The organism is Saccharopolyspora oryzae (assembly GCF_027853915.1).
Taxonomy (GTDB): domain Bacteria; phylum Actinomycetota; class Actinomycetes; order Mycobacteriales; family Pseudonocardiaceae; genus Saccharopolyspora; species Saccharopolyspora oryzae.
Genome location: NZ_JAQGLA010000111.1, coordinates 1 through 19572, shown reverse-complemented (window position 1 = coordinate 19572; position 19572 = coordinate 1). Strand labels below are relative to the sequence as shown.

Genomic DNA, 19572 nt, shown 5'->3' with positions numbered 1-19572 from the left:
GCGGTTCTCATCCACAGGCCCCCGGACCTGTCCACTCCTGTCGGCGTGTCGGAGCCCGACGCTCCTCGGCATGTCGGGGTCCCGACACGCCGGTGGGACTGCAGTTTCAATTGAAACTGCGGATCCCAGGCACGGCGGATCACAGTTTCAATTGAAACTGCCTTCAGTCCGGACTGAAGGGTCGACGGCTGATCGGGTGAGGGTCAGACGCCGGGGTCGAAGCGGCCGTCGATGGCCGTCCAGCCTCCTTCGACGAGTTGGAGGGTTCCGGTGACGTAGGACGCCGCGTCGGAGGCCAGGTAGACCACGGCGCCGGCGATCTCGTCCGCCTTGGCCCAGCGGCCCAGCGCCGTCTTGCTCGCGTACGCGCCGTACCACGCCTCGTCGGACTTGATCTGCTCGGTCAGCGGCGTCTCGAACGGGCCGGGCGCGATGGCGTTGACCCGCACGCCCTTCGGCCCCAGCTCGGCCGCCAGCGCGCGGGACAGCTGCACCACGCCGGCCTTCGTCGCCGCGTAGATGCCCTGGCCGGGTTCGACGACTTCCGCCCGGAAGCTGGCGAAGGTGACGATGCTGCCGCGCCCGCGCTCGGCCATCCGCGCGCCGAAGTCGCGCAGCAGCCGGTAGGTGCCCTTCAGGTTGACGTCGACGACCCGGTCGAACTCCTCGTCCGCGGTGTCCGCCAGGCGCTTGCGGACGTTGATGCCGGGCGTCACGACCAGCACTTCGGCGTCGGATTCCGCCGCGGCGAGCTCCCGGATCCCGGCACCGTCGCGCACGTCCAGCTCGCGCCAGCTCGCCTCGTGCCCGAGCTGCCGGATCGACTCCGCGGTCTCCGCCGCACCGGAGGTGTCCACGTCCGCGATGACCACTTGGGCCCCGAATTCGGCCAGGCCCACGGCGCTAGCGCGGCCCAGACCGCTGCCGCCGCCGACCACCACGGCCTTGCGCCCATCGAGCCGGAAGAGGTTCGCCAGCCGATCCACCACGAGCAGCCTCCAGACCGTCCACAAGGGACCGATAAGTCCACGAGCTCCGACCGGCCGATCATCACCCGGCGAACAGCGCCGGGCAAGGGCTCAACGGGTCACGAGCTCCTCGGCCCCGCGGAAGGTGCTGCGGTAGGCGCTGGGCGAAACCCCGAGCGCGGCCTGCAGGTGCTGGCGCAGCGAGGCAGCCGTCCCGAACCCGGCGTCGGCCGCGATCCGGTCCACCGCCAGGTCGGTCTCCTCCAGCAGCTGCCGCGCCCGCTCGATGCGCTGCTGCGTCAGCCACTGCAGCGGCGAAATCCCCACCTCGTCCCGAAACCGCCGGGTGAACGTCCGCACGCTCATCGCCTCCTGCGCGGCCAGCTCGCGCAGCGCCAAAGGCCGGTCCAGGTGCTCCAACGCCCAAGCGCGCGCCCGCCCGGTGGACGAGATCTGCGGTTCCGGCACCGGCCTCCGGACGTACTGGGCCTGACCGCCCTCGCGGTGCGGCGGCACGACCATCACGCGCGCGACCTCGTTGGCGACCGCCGCCCCGTGATCGCACCGGATCATGTGCAGGCACAGGTCGATCCCGGACGCCTCACCGGCCGAGGTGAGCACCTCGCCCTCGTCGATGTAGAGCACGTCGGGGTCGAGCTGCACCGACGGGAACAGCTCGCGGAACCGGTCGCTGGAATTCCAGTGCGTCGTCGCCCGGCGCCCGTCCAGCATTCCGGCGGCGGCCAGCACGAACGCCCCGGTGCAGATCGAGGCGATGCGCGTGCCCGGCCGGATCCGGGCGAGCGCAGCGGCCAGCTCCGGGCCGAGCCGCCCTTCTGTCTCGGTCTCGTCGAGTTCGTGGGTGGCCGGGACGATCACGGTGTCGGCGTCGTCCAGCGCCTCCGGACCGCTCGCGACGTGGATCGGGAAGTCCGCGTCGGTGCGCACCTCGCCCGGCGAGAGAGCGCAGGTCACGACCTCGTACAACGGCTCCCCGGCAGGCGTGCGAGCCCGCCCGAACAGCTGGTGCACCAACCCCAGTTCCATCGGCATGACGCCATGCCGGACCAGCACGACAACCCGCATGGCCCGATTCTTGCACATGTTGTCCATCAAGCCACTCGTCCGCGAGCTCCGCGCAGCGCAAGGTCGACGACCATGAGAATCGAAGTGCACCGCGCCTGGTGGGTCACCGCCGTCACCGCCCTGGTCGTCGTCGTCGCGGGCGCCTGCGCCACCACGGCGGGCCTGCTGGTGACCCCGCTGCACCAGGAGTTCGGCTGGTCCCGCGCCACCATCGGGATCGCGGTGTCGGTGAACATGGTGCTCTACGGGCTGACCGCGCCGTTCTCCGCAGCGCTGGTGGACCGCTTCGGCCTCCGCCGGGTCGCGGTCGGCGCACTGCTGCTGATCGCCGCCGGAGCCGGCACGACCACCGCCGTTTCCGAGCCCTGGCAGCTGGTCGCGGGCTGGGGCGTGCTCGTCGGGATCGGGTGCGGCGCGCTGGCGATGGCCTTCGCGGCGACCGTGGCGCACCGCTGGTTCACGACCCGCCGCGGACTGGTGACCGGGTTCCTGACCGCCGCGAGCGTCTTCGGCCAGTTCGCGTTCCTGCCGGTGATGTCCTGGGTCGTCGACCACTTCGCGTGGCGCTCGGCGACCATCGCGCTCGCCCTGCTCGCCTTGGCCGCGACCCCGCTGACCTGGTCGGTGTTCCGCGACCACCCGGCCGATCTCGGCCTGCGCCCGTACGGCGCGACGGCCTTCGAACCGAAGCCGCTCCCGGAGCCGGGCGCCGCCCGCCGCGCGCTCCGGCTGCTGCTCAGCTCGGCCCGGACCGGCCCGTTCTGGCTGCTGGCGGGCACTTTCGCGATCTGCGGGGCCTCCACCAACGGGATCATGTGGACGCACTTCGCCTCGGCCGCGCACGACCACGGCATGCCGACGACCATCGCCGCGTCCCTGCTGGCGGTCATCGGCGTGGTCAACGTGGCGGGCACCATCGCCTCCGGCTGGCTCACCGACCGGTTCAGCCCCCGCCTGCTGCTGGCCGCCTACTACGCCCTGCGCGGCACGTCCCTGCTGTTCCTGCCGTCGCTGCTGGCGCCGACGGTGCAGCCCGGGATGGTCGCCTTCGCGGTCCTGTTCGGCCTGCTCGACGTCGCGACGGTCCCGCCGACGATCGCCCTGTGCCGCGAGGTCTTCGGCGACGGCGGCGCGATCGTCTTCGGCTGGGTGAGCGCGGCCCACCAAGTGGGCGCCGGGCTGGTCGCGCTCGGCGGCGGACTGGCCCGCGACCTCATGGGCTCCTACGACGCGGTCTGGATCAGCGCGGCCGGCCTGTGCGCGATGGGAGCCCTGCTCGCCACGGCCATCAAGAAGCCCGCGGTTCAACCGGCGTGACGGCGCGGGATCTCCACCAGCACCCGGGCGCACCGCTGCTCGAACGGGAAAGACACGTCAACGTCCACTGCTGCCAACCTTTCCCGGCATCTCGGCAGGACGTGCGCAGTGGCCGTTGGTTCCCGATCCGACGCGGCCGCTAGCCCATCGACTGCACGACGGCGGCGGCGACGGCCTGCGCGCCGTCGCGGACGCGCTGCCAGGCCTCCGAGGTCTCCTCCGGCCACTCCAGCAGCTGGTGCTTCTCCAGCAGGGCCGCCAGTTTCGGCGAGTGCTCGGGCTGCAGCGGCGTTCCCCCGCGCAGCATCTCGATCAGCCGGTTCAGGTCGTCGGGCGCCGCCTGGCGCCCTTCCAGGGCTTCGCGGGCCAGGTCGAGCGCCGCCATGTCCGCCATCAGCCACCCCCTGGGCGGGGTCGCGCCCACCTCGGCGTTGACGTGGGCCTCGACGAGGTCGGCGAGCAGCCCGGAGGATTCTGCGGGCAGCGCCGCACCCGTGCGCAACGCGCGGATCGCGCGGTCCATGTCATCGCCAGCGGCCATCGAGAACCTCCCCATCGCGGACAACCGACAGGCATTCTGCCCCGCCCACCGCGCCCGCCCGGAACCACCTTGTTCAACCGATCGGTTGCGTACGGAGCCGATCGGGTTTACGGTCTTATTCAACCGACTAGTTGAGGAAGACCGGTGGACGAGAGCACAGAGCAGCTCAACCGGGCGTTCGCGGCACTGGCCGACCCGACCCGGCGCGAGCTGGTGGCCCGGCTGGCCAGCGCGGACGCGACCGTGGGCGAGCTCGCCGAGCCCTACGACGTGAGCTTCCAGGCGATCTCCAAGCACGTGAAGGTGCTCGAGGAGGCCGGCCTGGTGACCCGCAGCAGGGACGCCCAGCGCCGACCGGTGCACCTGGACGCGGAGGTGTTCGACCTGATGTCCAAGTGGATCGAGCGCTATCGCCGGGAAGCCGAGGAGCGCTACCAGCGCCTCGACGCCCTGCTGGACCGCATGACCGACGAGCAGCCGAACCGAGCGGAGGACGCATCATGACCAAGCACCAGACCGAGATCCTGGCGAACGAGAAGGTCCCGACGATCGAGATCATCCGGGAGTTCGACGCAGCACCCGAGCACGTCTACCGAGCCCACGTCGACCCCGAGCTCTACGCGCAGTGGGTCGGGCCCCGCTCGTTGACCACGCGGGTCACCAAGTGGGACGCGCGCACCGGCGGCGAGTGGGCCTTCGCCAACGACCGCGACGGCGAGGAGATCGCCACCTTCTACGGCAGCTTCCACGAGGTCCGGCCGCAGGAGCGGATCGTGTGGACCTTCACCTACGAGGGCGCGCCCGACGGAGTCGCGCTGGAGACGCTGACCTTCGAAGCGCTCGAGGGAGGGCGCACCCGGCTGCGGGTGCTGAGCGTGGTCCAGGACTTCGAGACCCGCGACGGGATCCTGGCCAGCGGCATGGACGTCGGCGTCAACGAGGGCTACGACAAGCTCGACGAACTGCTCGCGAAGGAAGCCTGAGATGGGACCGGCCCAGCAGCACGCGCACGACGCCACGCGGTTCACCGAACTCGTCGAGGCGGCCGACGACTGGTCGCGGCCCAGCCCCGTCGCGGGGTGGACGGCCCTCGACGTCGTGAAGCACCTCGTCGAGTGGTCCCGCGGTTTCCTGGCGGGCGCCGGGATCGAACTCGCGCCGCTGGACGTCGAGGCCGACCCGGTCGCCGCCTGGAAGCAGCACGTCAGCGACGTCCAGGCGATCCTCGACGACCCCGCCGGACGGGTGCTCAGCAACCCGCACACCGGCGACAAGCCGGTCGACGAGGCGATCGACCAGTTCTACACGGCCGACGTCTGGATGCACACCTGGGATCTCGCCAAAGCGCTCGGCCACGAGCCCGACCTGGGCGAGGAGCGGTGCCGCGCCGCGCTGGAGGGCATGAAGCAGATCGAGCAGCTGCTGCGCGACAGCGGGCAGTTCGGCCCCGCCGTGCCTGCCCCCGAGGGGGCCTCCGCGCAGGACCAGCTGATGGCGTTCATCGGCCGCGATCCCGCCTGGCCGTCCTGATCCGACCCGCGAACAGCCTTGACACATACCCCTCACGGGTATTTCCATACTCCCGAACTCAGATACCCCCTAGGGGTATCAGGAACTCGGGAGGACGGACATGGGGCTGTTCGCGATTCGCGACTACCGGCGGCTGTTCAGCGCTCAAGTCATCGCGCTGTTCGGCACCGGCCTGGCCACCGTCGCGCTCGGCCTGATCGCCTACGAACTCGCAGGTCAGCGCGCCGGAGCGGTCCTCGCCACGGCGCTGACGATCAAGATGGTCGCCTACGTGGTCGTCGCACCGCTCGCGGCCGCCTACGTCGACCGGCTGCCCCGGCGCTGGTTCCTGACCGGCCTCGACGTGGTGCGCGCCCTGGTGGTGATCGCGCTGCCGTTCGTCACCGAGGTGTGGCAGGTCTACGTCCTGATCGGGATCCTGCAGACCGCGTCCGCGGCGTTCACCCCGACGTTCCAGGCGGTCATCCCGGACATCGTCACCGACGAGTCCGACTACACCCGCGCCCTGTCCGCATCGCAGGTCGCCTCGACCATGGAGAGCCTGCTGAGCCCGGTGCTCGCGGCGGTGGCGCTCGCCTTCCTGTCGTTCAACCTGCTGTTCCTCGGCACCTCGATCGGGTTCGCAGCATCCGCGCTGCTGGTCCTGTCCACGCGGATCCCCGACGCGCGCCCCAGCTCGCACGCGAACGCCTGGGACCGGGCCGTGTCGGGGATCCGCAGGTTCGCGGCCACCCCGGGCCTGCGCGGCGTCATGGCGCTGAACCTGGCGGTCGCCGCCGTCGGCTCGATCGTGGTGGTCAACACCGTGAACTACGTCCGCGACGTCCTCGGCGGGACCCAGTCCGACGTGGCCTGGATGCTCGCCGCGTCCGGAACGGGAACGCTGCTGGTCGCGCTGGCCCTCCCGCGCGTCCTGGACCGGGTGGCGGACCGGTCGGTGATGCTGACCGGTGCCGCGGTGCTGGTGCTCGCGGTCGGCTCGGCGGTCGTGATGTCCGCTGCAGGCGTCGCCGAGGCACTGCTGACCGGGGTGATTTGGGTGGCGGTCGGCGGCGGGATGGCGCTGATCATCACGCCGACCGGGCGGGTGCTGCGGCGAGCGGTCGATCCCGCCGGGATCCCCGAGGTCTTCGCCGCCCAGTTCTCGCTGTCCCACCTGGCCTGGCTGGTCACTTACCCGATCGCCGGATGGGTGGCCACGCAGGCGGGCTTCACCACCACCTGGACCGTCCTGGCAGTCCTGGCCGTGATCGGAGCCGCTACGGCGCTGGCGGTCTGGCCTCGCACCGAATCCCGCGCGGTGGTGCCGGAAGTCGTCGATGCGGCGGAGGGCACGCTCGCGGCGTGCCAGTGCGCCTGCGTCCGCACGGTCTGAGGCGCCTTGACCTTGCCCCTGCGTCAGGGTTGGAACCTCACCGCATGACCAGCAAGCTCGCCCCGCCGATCGGCGGGTTCCAGGAGATCGACGGCCGCCGCGTTTTCGCGCACCGGTCGGGAAGCGGCGGCCCGGCCGTCGTGTTCCTGCCGGGCGCGAACGCGGTCGGCCTCGACTACTTCGGCGTCCAGCAACAGGTTTCGCAGTTCACCACCGCTGTCGTCTACGACCGGGGCGGCACCGGCTACAGCGACCCGCTCCCCCTGCCCCGCACCGCCACCGAGGTCGCCGCGGAGCTGCACGACCTGCTGCACGCCCAGCACGTCGACGCCCCGTACGTCCTCGTCGCGCACTCCCTCGGCGGCCTCTACGCGCACCGGTTCGCGCAGCTGCACCCGCAGGAGGTCGCCGGGCTGGTCTTCCTGGACGCCCTCCACCGCGACTGGGACGACTTCATGCCGCCCGCCGCGAGCCTGGCCGCAGCCGAGCGGATGGCACCCGATCCGGAGCAGATGCGCCTGGCCCTGCGCGAGATGTTCACCGAGGTGTTCGCGGACTACCCGGAACACGTGCGGCAGGCGCTGATCGACGCCCACCTGAGCGACGAGTGGATCCGCACCGGCGCCGCCGAGAGCACCGGGTTGACCGAGCTCGCCGCTGAACTGCGGGGACCGGACATCCCCGACGTCCCGGTGATCGCGCTCAGCGTGCTGGACCCCGACCAGGAGGCGATGCACGACGGCCGGACGAGGATGGACGCGGCGCTGGTGAGCGCGGTCCCGCGCGGGGAACAGCGCATCCTCACCGACACCGCCCACCACCGGCTCTGCTTCGACCGCTCCGACGCCGTCGTCCAGGCCGTCCGCGACGTCGTGGGAGCGACTCGTCCCTAGACTCCACGGAGACCCGAGGAGGACGGTGCTCACGATCAGCCAGCTGGCCGCGACCGCCGGCGTCACCGTGCGCGCCGTCCGCCACTACCACCACATCGGCCTGCTGCCCGAGCCCGAGCGCGACGCCTCCGGATACCGCCGCTACGGCGCGCAAGCCGCGGTGGACCTCATCCGGATCAGAACCCTCGCCGACGCCGGTGTGCCGCTGTCCCGCATCGACGCCCTGCTGCACGCCCAGCCGACCGAGTTCGCCGCGGCCATCAGCGACATCGACGCGCAACTGCAGCGCAAGATCGACCAGCTGACCGAGAACCGCCGCCGCATCGGCGGACTGGCCAGCGGCGAAGAGCTCGTCCTGCCCGCCGAAGTCGTCGCCGTCCTGAACCGGATGCGCGACTTCGGCGTCAGCGAGCGGAGGGTGCAGCTCGAACGCGACGCGTGGATCCTGATGCAGGCGCTGACCCCGGAGGCGGTGCCGCAGCGGATCCGCGAGAAGAACGCCGGCTTCGACGACCCCGAAACCCGACGCCTGTACCTGGCCTGCGACCAATCGGTCGACTGGGACCCGAACGACCCCCGCCTGAACGACCTGATCGACGACCTGGACGCCTGGGAGATCGAGCACGAACGAGACGCAAGCCGCCCGACCTACCTGAACCTGATCTCGGCCCAGATCGCCGAAACCTCACCGGCCTGGAAAAGAGTCCTCGAAACCCTCACCCACCGAGCCACCCAACGCCGCGAGCGCCGGTGACCCACCGCGCAACAGGTCACCCCTTAGTTGCCATGGCCAGCGGTCGATCGTTGGCAGTTTCTTGGCAATCCTGGCCGGATTCTCGCGAGTCGGCGCGCGCCTGCAGCCCCGGGCAGTGTCGGTGCTCATACCTACACTGCTTGACCATGGCCGCTGCACACATCTACGGCAAACCGACGGAGATCCTGCGGCGCGCCAGCAACACAAAGTCGACGTGACCTAGATCACGTCGACTTTGACTGGCGCAAAGCGCCTCCTGCCACTACGGTGACGTCTGACGACTAACAAGTGAGGTAAAGGCCCCACTCTACGTCTTAGCTGCAACTGCGACAGTAGGGTGACGAGATGGAGTTGGCAAGGGCTTGTAGCAAACTTCACTCAGCAGGTGGGCCGCTACCTCCCAAGAGGTAGGAGCTCTGTTGGATCCAATCCGGATCAGTGCCCCATCGTTCCTCGACTACATCCACAGCACCCCCCGTGGCTGCGTCAAGATCGTCAAAGACCAGCGCAAGCTGTACCTCGACCCCAAAAACAAGGGCGGCTACTTCTACTCCCCGATCCGCACTGCCCTTCGTCGGGCCTTCAACTCGGTGGCTCCTGCCGAGGAGTTGGCGAGGGCGGTGAACAAGGCGGACGACAAGCAGTATGCCCACTTCGTGGCGTTGGAAGCAGGGTTCGTCCGCTGGTCACGAAAGGTCAAGGCCACAGGCATCAAGGTCTCCGAAGCAGTCTGGACAGCCGGGAATCTCGACGTGCAGCTGAACAACCTGATCGGTCTCCGCTACGCGAACGACAAGACCGAGGTCGTGCTGCCGTACCTCAAGGAACCCGAACTGTCCTCCGAAGCAGCGAACCTCATGCTGCGCGTCCTCGAACGCGAGATGCCCCACCTGCTCTCCAGCGCTCACCCCATGGTCCTGGATGTGCGGCGAGGCAAGCCCTTCCGCCTGCGCCGCAACACCAACCGCAACGACCTCGACGCCCTCCTCGCCGGTGAAGCCGCGAAGTACACAACGCACTGGCAGTCCTCTGCCGCGTAACGCGGCCATGTCCTCCCGAAGCACGCCTTCCCAGCCACACGGCTGCTGCCAGGCCTCCGCAACATCGAGGTCTGGCAGCGCTTCCGGCACTGCCAAAGGAGCAACGTGGACTACGTGAGGTCTTACCGGCGGAAAGACGGTACCTACGTCCGATCGCACTACCGACGATCTCGCGCCAACAGCGCGCCTAGCACCAGCATGACCGATCTCGGGGCAGGCGCTGGCCTACTCGTCGCCTGCATCTTCCTCTTCTGGATCTTCGGCGGCTCTGAACCAAGCGTCAGCACCACGGCTACCGCTCCTGCCTGGGAAGCGGCCGGCTACACCGCCACTGAGATCAACACCTCAATCGATGCGAACTGCGCCAGTCACTCCTACGGACAAGTTCGCCAGTTCTTCGGAGAACAACCGTGCATCAGCCTGCAGCGCAAGCTGTTCAAGGCCGAAGACAATCATGGCAACGCCGTGCTGATCGCGACCGCACGGGCCGACATGGTCAGCCCGTCTGCCGCTGAGTCGCTGAACGGGCTCGCCGAACGCAACGGCTCGGGCAACGTGACGCCCCTGGCAGGCGAAACCGCTGGCTACCAGCACATTTCCTTTGCCGGCAAGCACTACGCATCCCACCCCCGGGATTCCGCCGTTCACATCGCCGAAACTGAACCGGTGACCGGCAACCCAAGTCCCGCGACAATGCGCGAGCTAGCTAGGCAAGCACTCGAGCACATCTAAGGCATCGCGACTCACAGCGCGAACAGGCCGACGCCGGGTAAGTAATCACCCTCGGCGTCGGCCTGGCCCGGCATTGGGCAGCCTGTGTCAGGCCAAGCTGAGGGCCAACGGCCTGAGCCTGGCCAAGCGCGTGAAGGCTGAGATCAACAACGTGATGGTCTTAGCCAGGAATGGGTGACCTTCTGCACACTGCGCAAGGCCTTCGCGACGCTGCTCGACGACGCGGGGATAACCGCCCGGGAGATCGCCGTCGTCCTGGCCACTCCAACCCGTGGACGCCCCTGAACACCTACATGCCCCGGCAGGAGTCCCGGCGCAGCGCTGAGGTGCCCGACTCGTGGTCCACCTCACCCGGGATGGAAAGTTGGCGATTAACTGGCATCCCGGGCTTGACGGGCAGGGCTGACCGCCTCGTCACCGACCCTGGAAAGCAGGAAACCCCCTGCGTGAGGGGGTTTCCAGCTGTCTCGACCAGACGTGCGCCCGAAGGGATTCGAACCCCTAACCTTCTGATCCGTAGTCAGATGCTCTATCCGTTGAGCTACGGGCGCTTGTTCAATTGTGGGCCCCCACCTTACGGTGAGAACCTCTGCGGAGGCTCCGGGATTTGAACCCGGGAGGGGGCGTAACCCCCAACCGCATTAGCAGTGCGGCGCCATAGACCAGACTAGGCGAAGCCTCCCGGCGTCCGTTCTTCGCGGCCACCGGAGAAAAATATACACACCCCTCCCGAGGGGGTTTCCAGGGGGGTCCCCTTAATCATCCAGATGCCCCCTGAGCTGCACGAACGAGTCCAGGGCCGCCGGGTTGCCCAGGGCGTCGCGGCTGACCGCCCGCTCCGGCGGGGTTCCGGTGAGGATCTTCTTGACCGGAACTTCGAGCTTCTTGCCGTTCAGGGTCCGCGGCACCTCGTCCACGGCGATGAAGCGGTTCGGCACGTGCCGGGGTGACAGCTCGCTGCGCAGAGCGGCCGCGAGCCGCGGCTCGACGTCGGCCAGCGACGCGCCTTCGGCCAGGACCAGGAAGCACAGGAGTTCGTCATCGGTCCGGCCCGGGCCCGAGGTGTCGATCACCAGCGAGTCGGCGATCTCGTCGAAGCCCTCCACCACCCGGTAGAACTCCGCGGTGCCCATCCGGATCCCGCCGCGGTTGAGCGTCGAGTCGCTGCGGCCGTAGATCACCAGCGAGCCGCGGTCGGTGATCCGCACCCAGTCGCCGTGCCGCCAGACGCCGGGGAACACGTCGAAGTAGGCCTCGCGCAGCCGGGAGCCGTCCGGGTCGTTCCAGAAGAACACCGGCATGGTCGGCATCGGCCGGGTCAGCACCAGCTCGCCGACCTCGTCGTGCAGCTCCGCGCCGTGCTCGTCGTAGGCGGCCACGGCGGCGCCGAGCATCGGGCAGGAGATCTCGCCCAGCCACACCGGCACGTCCGGGGACGGTCCGACGAACGCGGTGCACACGTCGGTGCCACCGGAGATGCTGGCGATCTGCACGTCCTCACCGACCGCGTCGGCGATCCAGCGGAAGCCGTCAGTGCTTAGCGGCGCCCCGGTGGAGCCGACCGCGCGCAGCGCCGAGAGGTCGAAGTCGTCCTTCGGGCGCAGGCCGCGCTTGAAGCAGCTCTGGACGTACGGCGCCGAGGTGCCGAAGAAGTTCACCCGGGTCCGCGCGGCCAGCTCCCACAGCACCGACTGCGACGGGCGACCGGGACTGCCGTCGAACAGCACCAGCGCGGTGCCGTTCAGCAGGCCGCCGACCAGGAAGTTCCACATCATCCAGCCGGTCGTGGTGAACCAGGTGAACCGGTCGCCCGGGCCGAGGTCGCAGTGCAGCCCGATGGCCTTCAGGTGCTCCAGGACGATGCCGCCGTGGCCGTGCACGATGCCCTTGGGCAGGCCGGTGGTGCCCGAGGAGTACAGCACCCACAGCGGGTGGTCGAACGGCACCGCGTCGAACTCGAGCGGCGCGCCGCGGTGCTGCGCGAGCAGATCGTCCCAGCTCAGCGCACCGCTCAGCGTTGCGCCTTCGCCGAGGTAGTCGATCAGCACCGTCGCGACCGGCATCGCCTCGCGCAGCTGGTCGACCGCGGGTCGGACGTCGAAGGCGCGGCCGCCGTAGTGGTAGCCGTCGACCGCGATCAGCACCTTCGGCTCGATCTGCACGAACCGGTCCGCCACCGCCCGCGCGCCGAAATCCGGCGAGCACGACGACCAGGTGGCGCCCAGGCTCGCCGCGGCGAGGAACGCGACCAGCGTCTCGGGGCAGTTCGGCGCCAGCGCGGCAACCCGGTCGCCGGTCCGGACGCCCAGGTCCACCAGCGCCGCGCGGGCCGCCGCCACACGGGATCGCAGCTCGCCGTAGGTGATCTCCTCGGTGCGCCCGTCCTCGCGCTCGAAGATCACCGCGAGGTCGTCCTCGCCCTTGCCCGGTCCCCCGCGCAGCGCGTGCTCGGCGTAGTTCAGGGTCGCGCCGGGGAACCACTCCGCACCCGGCATCACCTCGGTGGTCAGCACCCGGTCCGCGCGGTCGTGGAACCCGACGTCGAAGAAGTCCGCGACGGCGCCCCAGAACCCGCGAAGATCCGAAACCGACCACTCCCACAGCGCCCGGTAGTCGGCCAGGTCAACGCCCCGCTCGGACCGCAACCACCGGCGGAACGCCGCCATCCGACTGGCGGCCACCTGCTCGCTGCTCGGCCGCCACAGCACTTCCGGGGAAGGCGCCCTGAACCCCATGCACCCTTGGTAACCCCGGAACCCAACTCACAACAACCCCACCGACCTGCCCTTTTCCACCCCGGTCCCCGAGGGGGACGCAAATTCAACGGAAATCAGACGTCCGATTTCCATTGAATTTGCGGAAGTTCTCCACAGGAGGGGCGAGTTGTCCACAGGGTCAGCGGAGGTGGTGGTCGAGCCAGTTGCGGGCTCGGCGCCAGGCCTCGGCGGCGGCTTCGGGATCGCGGTCGAAGCGGTGCCCCGCGCCCGGGTAGCGGACCACGTCGGTCACCGCGGGCGCCGAGTCCGCGACCTCCCGGAGCTTGTCCACGTCGCCGGCTTCGACGCCCTCGTCGTCGCCGTACAGGCCGAGCCACGGGCTGGACAGCTCGCCCGCGATCTCCACCAGCGGCGGCAGCTCCGCCGTCAGCGGCTCGAGGATGCCGCGCCCGCCGACGCTGACCGCCGCGCCCAGCGTGCGGCTCGCGGCCACCACCAGCGCCGCGGAACCGCCGATGTCGAACCCGATGATCCCCTGCCGATCAGCGGGAACGCCCTGGTCGGACAGCCACAGGAAGGACGCGTCCGTGTCGGCCAGGATCGATTCGCCGGACAGCTTCCGCACCCGGTCGGGGTCGCCGTCGTGGTACAGGTGCGGCACGACGGTGAGCCAGCCCTCCTCCGCCAGGGCGCTGCTCAGCCCGCGCACCCGCTCGGTGACCCCTCGGGCCTCGTGCAGGAAGACGAGCCCGCCGCGCACCACGTTGTCCGGTTCGGCCACGGTGAGCCGGAGTTCGGTGCCGTCGGTGAGCGCGATCGTCTCGGTCCGGGTTTCGGTCATGCCGTGCAGGTAATCACGCCGAGGTGAACACCAGTCAACACAGTCATCCGGTCGGACCAGCGACTTCGTCACAAGATCACCGGAACGCGGCAACGGGCTGCACTGACCGGAGTCGGGCCGGGACATCGGATATGGGGCTGCTCCGGCCACCCCCGGCGCGTTAACGTCAGCCTGACCGACCTCGAAGGAGTCGTAGATGAGCGTGCGCACCCGTGCCGACCTCGACCAGCTGCCCGCTTACGTGGCGGGACGCACCGTGCCCGGTTCGATCAAGCTGGCCAGCAACGAGGTTTCCGAAGGCCCGCTGCCCAGTGCGGTGGCGGCCATCAACCAGGCGGCGACCGAGGTGCACCGGTACCCGGACATGGGCGTCGGCCGGCTGACCGAAGCGCTGGCCGCGCACTACCGCGTGGACCCCGGGCGGATCGCCGTCGGCTGCGGTTCGGTCGCGCTGTGCGAGCAGCTGGTGCAGGCCACCTGCACCAGCGAGGACGAGGTGATCTTCCCGTGGCGCTCGTTCGAGGCCTACCCGATCATCACCCAGGTCGTCGGCGCCAAGCAGGTCCGAGTCCCGCTCACCGGTGAGCACGCGCTCGACCTGGAGGCGATGCTCGCCGCGATCACCCCGGCCACCCGCCTGATGTTCGTGTGCACCCCGAACAACCCGACCGGCACGCTGCTCCGCAAGGCGGAGCTCAACGCGTTCCTGGACCGGGTGCCGGAAGAGGTCCTGGTGGTCCTCGACGAGGCGTACTTCGAGTTCGTCGACGACCCGGAGGCCCCGGACGGGGTGGAGATCGCCGGCGAGCGGACCAACGTGGCCTCGATGCGCACCTTCTCGAAGGCCTACGGCCTGGCCGGCCTCCGCGTCGGCTACGCGATCGCCCCGCCGGAGGTCGCCGAAGCGCTCCGCAAGGTCTGCATCCCCTTCAGCGTCAACGCCCTCGCCCAGGTCGCCGCGATCGCGTCCCTGGAAGCCCAGGACGAACTCCAGAAGCGCTGCGCCAACATCGCCGCGGAGCGCGAGCGCGTGCACCGGGAACTGGTCGCCCTCGGCTACGAGGTCCCGGAGACCCAGGCGAACTTCGTGTGGCTCCCGCTGGCCGACCGGACTGCGGAGTTCAACGAGCACTGCCTCCAAAACCGCGTCGTGGTCCGGGCTTTCGCTGGTGAAGGGGCCCGCGTGACGATCGGTACCCCGGAGGAGAACGACGCCTTCCTCGCCGCCGCGGGATCTTTCACCCGATCGGCGCAGTGACGGTTCCCGGGTTCGGCGCATCCGGTTCCTCGGATGCGCCGAACTCGGTCATTCCATGATCGTTTCCGGGTTGCGCGCGCGTAGCTTCGTCCCCAGGGGCACACCAGAGAGTGCCATGGGGCACGAGTGAAGTTCGCGAAGAAGGCCGTTGCCGGTCTGGCGACGGCGACCGCAGTTTAGAGCCGGGCGCGGTGAAGCAGGGCTGGTCCGGCTTCGGCGAAGGTCCCGAACCGGGCGAGGAGTGCCAGGACTCCAGCAATCCGGCGCTGACCGCGAGCGTCCTCGCCTCCCCGGGCGGGCGCTGAGGTTCCGCCACCCGCACCGCCCCGCAAAAGGACCACCTGAAAACGTAAAACGGTGGTGCCCAGCGAAGAGAGGGGGAGTACTTCGCCGGACACCACCGCAGGGGGTGTGGTCGTCCGAGCCGGGACGACCACGTGGAGCACGTAGTGATCTACGCAGCTCCGGAATGTAGTTGTGATCCCGAACCCCCGCCAGCCTGAACGGAGTGTTGTACCCGTTCAGGTGGCGGGGTGTTCGTCGATCAGCCCGTGACCGCGTGGTGCCCGACCACCGGCGCCGGGGACGGCGCGGTGGGCAGGTTCGAGTTGGACGGGGTCGTGCTCTGGGCCGGCGGGGTCGCGCCCTGCACCGGCGGGGCCGCACCGCCACCCGGAGGCATGACACCGTCGCCAGGCGGCGTGGAGCCGTCACCCGGAGGCGTGGAGCCGTCGCCAGGCGGGGTGGAGCCGTCGCTCGGCGGGGTGTCGTCGTCCCCGGACGGCGGCTTCTCCGCCGAGCCGTCGTGCTGCGGGTGGTCCACGACGGGCGCGTTGACGCAGTTGTTGGCCTGCGGCGAAAGCGCCGACACGACCGCGCCGAGCACCGCGACGTTGTTGCCGCAGAGCTGGATCGGCGCCACGCTCACGTTGTTGTCGTTGCCGGCGTTGATGCCGTCGTTGTCCGCCGAGTCGGCGAACGCCGGAAGGCCTCCGGCCAGCAGTCCCGCGCCAGCGATGAACGCGCCTGCGAGGCAAGCACTTCTACGCATAGCTCCCTCCCAATTCCTCGTCTTTCGGGATATTTCCATCCTCGGTGATCACCGCAGGTGGACCAGGGTTCCCAGCGGCAGAGTCGTCAGCAGCTGGAGCGCATCGTCGGGCACGCGGACGCATCCGTCGCTCGCGGCTTGGCCGAACACCGAAGAGTTCGGCCAGCCGTGCAGCGCGACAGTGCCGGGGCCGCCGCCGTAGGTGCTGTAGGTGTTGGAGTGGGTGCCCAGCGGGAGGATGATCGGGCTGAACTTGGTCACCGTCTCCTCGATCGCGGCCATGATGTAGGTCCGGCCGCGCGGGGTCGGCGACTTCGGCGCTCCGACTCCAACCACCCATTCGCCGATGGGGGCGCCGTCCTTGCGGACCACGAGGCGCCGCCCGTCGATGTCGACGTCCACCACGTAGGGCGTGCGGGCGCGTTCGACGGGCCCGTCGGTGCGGACCCAGCCGGTGCTCCCGTTGGGGCGGGACGGGAGCAGCACCTGTGCCCACGGCCCGCGTTCGGCGATGATCGGCACCCAGGTCGGGTTCTCCAGCTGCGATGCGGGCAGCTTGGCGAACACCGCACCGTCCGGGTCGTGGTGCACCGCGATGTCCTGCTTGACGTGCAGGACGACGCCTTCCGTTTCCCCTTCCGGCGCAGGGTCTTTCGGCGCGGTGGGGAATTCGGTGAAGGTGCTGGACGGTGCTTGCATGCCCAGGTCGGCCCGGGCCATGACCTGCCGCGCGGACTGGGCCGCCGGCGCGGTGCCGCATCCGGAGAGCGCGACGCACAGTGCCCCGAGAGCAGCACCCAGCTGGATCCTGCGCTTGGCGGCTGTCGTACGTGGACTCATGATCGGCTCCTGGCCCCGTAGTGCGATTCGGCTGTGACCTGGGGAGATCAACGCCGAATGGACGCTAACCCGGACCTGCAAGCGGGTGACGTCGGCCGATCGGGGATCGATTCAGTCGATCAAGGCCTTGACCAGGCGAAACGGTCATTCTCGATCGATTGTTTTGATTCGTTACTAAGGGGCCTTCGCACGATAGTGTTGATTTTTTAGCTCTACCGAGCGACAAATGGCCGGGTCGCTCGATCCCAAAAGGGGACCGAATGACCCGGCCGGGAAAAGCGAAACGTTACTTCCAGGTGGCGAGCACGCCCATCGGCTTCTCGTTGGCATCGGTCGGCGCGTACTCGACGGTGAACCCGGTCGCGTCGGCCGGAACGTCGTAGACAATCTTGCCTGAAACCGGTTCACCTTCGGTCAGCAGGTGGAGGAACATGTTGTCCAGCGTCACGGTGGCCGCCTCGTAGCGGTTTCCCTGCGCGTCGACCAGCGTGAACTCGTCGTCGCTGATGTTGTCGACGGTGCCGGCCAGCAGTTCGGCGCTCGCGTCGACGGCGACGTACTTGCCCACCTCCGGCGGGAAGCTCGCCTGCGCGGGGTCGAGGTCGGCGGGGGCCGCGATGGACACCTTCAGCTTGGCGCCGGCGTCCTTCTTGACCTCGACGGACTCACCGAAGGCCACCGGCCCGCCGGTGGTTTCCCCGCTCGCCTCACCGGTTTCCGAGCTACCGGACTCCGAACTGCTGGAGTCCGTGCTGGTCTTGGGCACGGTCGGCACCGCGGGGCCGCAGCCCGCCAGCCCGATCACCAGCGCCGCGGCCAGGGGTGCAATCAGCCTCTTCAACGTTCCTCACACAAGGGGATGTGGGTTGACAGTAGGACTGGACCTTTGCACGCCCGAGCGCGAAATTTCACCGGAATGGGCTAATGTTCTGAAGGAAAGTTGGGCTGCACTGCGGATCCTCTTATGGCGAAGCCCGAGCCGAATCAGCTCACGCGCGGCGGAGGCGGATCGGGAGACCGTCGGTGGGCATCGGGCCGGTGCCGTAGCGCATCGGCGGCTCGTAGTCGGGCCGGACGCTCCAGCGGTACTTCAGCAGGAGCTGGTGGAGGATCGCCTTCACCTCCATGGTCCCGAAGTGCATGCCGATGCACTTGTGCGCGCCACCGCCGAACGGCGCCCACGCGTAGCGGTGCACCTTGTCCTCCCTGCGGTGCTCGGCGAAGCGCTCCGGGTCGAACACGTCCGGCTCGGGCCACCACTGCGCCAGCCGCTGCGTCGCGTAGATCTGGGCGGCCACCTTGGTGCCCGCCGGGATGTGGTGGCCGAGGATCTCGGTGTCCGCGACCGTCTGCCGGAACAGCGCACCCACCGGCGCGTTGAGCCGCATGGCTTCCTTCACGACCATGTCGAGCTGCGGCAACCGGTCCAGGTCGGCGTGCTCGACCGCCGGTTTGCCCAGCGCCGCGGCCTCTTCCCGGAGCCGGTCCTGCCATTCCGGGTGCTTGCCGAGGTAGTGGGCGGTCATCGCGAGCGTGATGGTGCTGGTGTCGTGCGCCGCCATCAGCACGAAGATCATGTGGTTGACGATGTCGTCGTCCGAGTACCGGTCGCCGTCCTCGGTCTCGGCCCGGCAGAGCACGCTGAACAGGTCCTGCCCGGATCCCGCCCGCTTGGCCGGGATCCGCTCCCGGAAGTAGCTCTCCAGCATCCGGCGCCCGCGCAGTCCTCTCGCCCAGGTGCCGCCGGGCACGTCGGCGCGCACGATCGCGTGGCCGCCTTGCACCGCGGCCACGAACGCCTGGCTGAGCCGGTCCGCGTCCGCGCCGGGCCGTTCGCCGACGAACACCTCGGTCGCGATGTCGAGGGTGAGCCGCTTTGCCGCGGTGTACACGGGGAATCGCTCGCTCGGCCGCCACCGGGACAGGGCGCGCTCGATGGCCGGGGTCATCGCGTCGAGGTAGCCGAGCAGGCGGTCGCGGGTGAAGGCCTGCTGCATGATCCGCCGGTGGTGCCGGTGCTCCTCGAAGTCCATCAGCAGGATGCCGCGGCGGAAGAACGGGCCGATCAGGTAGTCGTAGAAGCCCTCGGTGCTGAACGCCTTGTCCCGGTTGGTGGCGACGGCCTCGATCGCGTCCGGCCCCATCACGGTGATCGCCTTGGCGCCGAGCGTCACGCCCCACGACACCGGGCCGAATTCCTCGTACCGGCGGCGCGAAGAGTCGAGCAGATCGGTCAGCACGCTGACGGTGTGCCCGATGACCGGTAAACCACGGTTGCCGAACACCGGCTTCAGACCGGAACCCGCTGGCGGCACGGCCAGCGGACGCGTGGCGGCCATCCGCTCGGCGTGGGAGATCGCGGACTGCAGCTGACTGACGAGCGCACGAGTCGTCACCGGCGACCTCCCTGCGGCACGGGGCGGCGATCCCCCTTCCACGGAAGCACGTCGCGGTCGCGAACCTCATCCGCCGTGAGCGCGAACCTGTTCCGCCGAACGCCCCCAATCCAGCGGGAGTTCGCGGTGTCGTGAGTGTTTTGGGGTGCCATAGCGCCCCGAAGTGCTCACGAAACCAGCGGCGGGGTGGCCGGTCGGCGCGCGGGGAGGGGGGGCGCGCCCACCCGCCGTGC

The 19572-nt window shown here is 69.5% G+C and carries 19 protein-coding genes and 2 tRNA genes; 10 read left to right on the top strand and 11 right to left on the bottom strand.

Annotated features, from left to right (window positions below; translation table 11 throughout):
• Positions 1 to 203 precede the first annotated feature (203 nt).
• Together OU415_RS34885 and OU415_RS34880 are read right to left on the bottom strand one after the other, a co-directional pair.
• A complete protein-coding gene (locus tag OU415_RS34885) occupies positions 204 to 989 on the bottom strand; it encodes an SDR family NAD(P)-dependent oxidoreductase (protein ID WP_270953873.1) in 786 nt (261 codons plus the stop codon).
• 90 nt (positions 990 to 1079) lie between these two features.
• Positions 1080 to 2081 carry a GlxA family transcriptional regulator gene (locus OU415_RS34880; protein WP_270953872.1) on the bottom strand — a complete coding sequence of 334 codons (1002 nt, stop codon included), beginning with the start codon at positions 2079 to 2081 and terminating at the stop codon, positions 1080 to 1082.
• Between the two features lie 45 nt (positions 2082 to 2126).
• Here OU415_RS34880 and OU415_RS34875 point away from each other — a divergent pair, with 45 nt between their 5' ends.
• Entirely contained in the window at positions 2127 to 3371 is a 1245-nt protein-coding gene (locus OU415_RS34875; protein WP_270953871.1) for an MFS transporter, read from the top strand.
• A 139-nt stretch (positions 3372 to 3510) separates the two neighbouring features.
• Here the strand turns inward: OU415_RS34875 and OU415_RS34870 are convergent, their stop codons facing one another.
• On the bottom strand, positions 3511 to 3912 hold the full coding sequence (locus OU415_RS34870) for a hypothetical protein (protein ID WP_270953870.1): 402 nt from the start codon (positions 3910 to 3912) through the stop codon (positions 3511 to 3513).
• Positions 3913 to 4056: 144 nt separating this feature from the next.
• On the opposite strand from OU415_RS34870, the gene OU415_RS34865 reads away from it, so the two are divergent.
• The 8 genes from OU415_RS34865 to OU415_RS34830 all read left to right on the top strand — a co-directional run bounded on the left by OU415_RS34865 (position 4057) and on the right by OU415_RS34830 (position 10236).
• Positions 4057 to 4416, top strand: coding sequence for an ArsR/SmtB family transcription factor (locus tag OU415_RS34865; protein WP_270953869.1), 360 nt, complete (start codon positions 4057 to 4059; stop codon positions 4414 to 4416).
• Positions 4413 to 4895: an SRPBCC family protein gene (locus tag OU415_RS34860; RefSeq protein WP_270953868.1), complete on the top strand. Its 483-nt coding sequence runs from the start codon at positions 4413 to 4415 to the stop codon at positions 4893 to 4895. The genes OU415_RS34865 and OU415_RS34860 overlap by 4 nt, the downstream gene beginning before the upstream one ends.
• 1 nt (position 4896) lies before the next feature.
• The gene (locus OU415_RS34855; RefSeq protein ID WP_270953867.1) at positions 4897 to 5442 is read left to right on the top strand and encodes a TIGR03086 family metal-binding protein; all 546 of its coding nucleotides are present in this window, start codon (positions 4897 to 4899) and stop codon (positions 5440 to 5442) included.
• 100 nt (positions 5443 to 5542) lie between these two features.
• Positions 5543 to 6817, top strand: a complete 1275-nt coding sequence (locus tag OU415_RS34850) for an MFS transporter (protein WP_270953866.1) — start codon at positions 5543 to 5545, stop codon at positions 6815 to 6817.
• 44 nt (positions 6818 to 6861) lie between these two features.
• Positions 6862 to 7710 carry an alpha/beta fold hydrolase gene (locus tag OU415_RS34845; RefSeq protein WP_270953865.1) on the top strand — a complete coding sequence of 283 codons (849 nt, stop codon included), beginning with the start codon at positions 6862 to 6864 and terminating at the stop codon, positions 7708 to 7710.
• A gap of 25 nt (positions 7711 to 7735) precedes the next feature.
• Positions 7736 to 8464: a MerR family transcriptional regulator gene (locus tag OU415_RS34840; RefSeq protein WP_270953864.1), complete on the top strand. Its 729-nt coding sequence runs from the start codon at positions 7736 to 7738 to the stop codon at positions 8462 to 8464.
• 419 nt (positions 8465 to 8883) lie between these two features.
• Positions 8884 to 9504, top strand: a complete 621-nt coding sequence (locus OU415_RS34835; RefSeq protein WP_270953863.1) for a hypothetical protein — start codon at positions 8884 to 8886, stop codon at positions 9502 to 9504.
• A gap of 198 nt (positions 9505 to 9702) precedes the next feature.
• Positions 9703 to 10236 carry a hypothetical protein gene (locus OU415_RS34830; protein ID WP_270953862.1) on the top strand — a complete coding sequence of 178 codons (534 nt, stop codon included), beginning with the start codon at positions 9703 to 9705 and terminating at the stop codon, positions 10234 to 10236.
• Positions 10237 to 10714: 478 nt separating this feature from the next.
• Here the strand turns inward: OU415_RS34830 and OU415_RS34825 are convergent.
• The 4 genes from OU415_RS34825 to OU415_RS34810 form a co-directional block, all read right to left on the bottom strand.
• A tRNA-Arg gene (locus OU415_RS34825) sits at positions 10715 to 10787 on the bottom strand.
• 41 nt (positions 10788 to 10828) lie between these two features.
• A tRNA-Ser gene (locus OU415_RS34820) sits at positions 10829 to 10918 on the bottom strand.
• 73 nt (positions 10919 to 10991) lie between these two features.
• Complete coding sequence (locus OU415_RS34815) at positions 10992 to 12971, bottom strand: acetoacetate--CoA ligase (protein ID WP_270953861.1); 1980 nt, start codon at positions 12969 to 12971, stop codon at positions 10992 to 10994.
• 160 nt (positions 12972 to 13131) lie between these two features.
• Positions 13132 to 13794: a dienelactone hydrolase family protein gene (locus OU415_RS34810; RefSeq protein ID WP_270953860.1), complete on the bottom strand. Its 663-nt coding sequence runs from the start codon at positions 13792 to 13794 to the stop codon at positions 13132 to 13134.
• 196 nt (positions 13795 to 13990) lie between these two features.
• On the opposite strand from OU415_RS34810, the gene hisC reads away from it, so the two are divergent.
• Entirely contained in the window at positions 13991 to 15052 is a 1062-nt protein-coding gene (gene hisC / locus OU415_RS34805; protein WP_270953859.1) for a histidinol-phosphate transaminase, read from the top strand.
• Positions 15053 to 15596: 544 nt separating this feature from the next.
• Here hisC and OU415_RS38270 read toward each other — a convergent pair.
• From OU415_RS38270 to OU415_RS34785, 4 genes are all read right to left on the bottom strand, one after another.
• The gene (locus OU415_RS38270; RefSeq protein ID WP_333779282.1) at positions 15597 to 16103 is read right to left on the bottom strand and encodes a hypothetical protein; all 507 of its coding nucleotides are present in this window, start codon (positions 16101 to 16103) and stop codon (positions 15597 to 15599) included.
• 48 nt (positions 16104 to 16151) lie between these two features.
• Entirely contained in the window at positions 16152 to 16943 is a 792-nt protein-coding gene (locus tag OU415_RS34795) for a L,D-transpeptidase (protein WP_270953858.1), read from the bottom strand.
• 286 nt (positions 16944 to 17229) lie between these two features.
• The gene (locus OU415_RS34790; RefSeq protein ID WP_270953857.1) at positions 17230 to 17784 is read right to left on the bottom strand and encodes a DUF4352 domain-containing protein; all 555 of its coding nucleotides are present in this window, start codon (positions 17782 to 17784) and stop codon (positions 17230 to 17232) included.
• 148 nt (positions 17785 to 17932) lie between these two features.
• The gene (locus OU415_RS34785; RefSeq protein WP_270953856.1) at positions 17933 to 19339 is read right to left on the bottom strand and encodes a cytochrome P450; all 1407 of its coding nucleotides are present in this window, start codon (positions 19337 to 19339) and stop codon (positions 17933 to 17935) included.
• Positions 19340 to 19572: the final 233 nt, after the last annotated feature.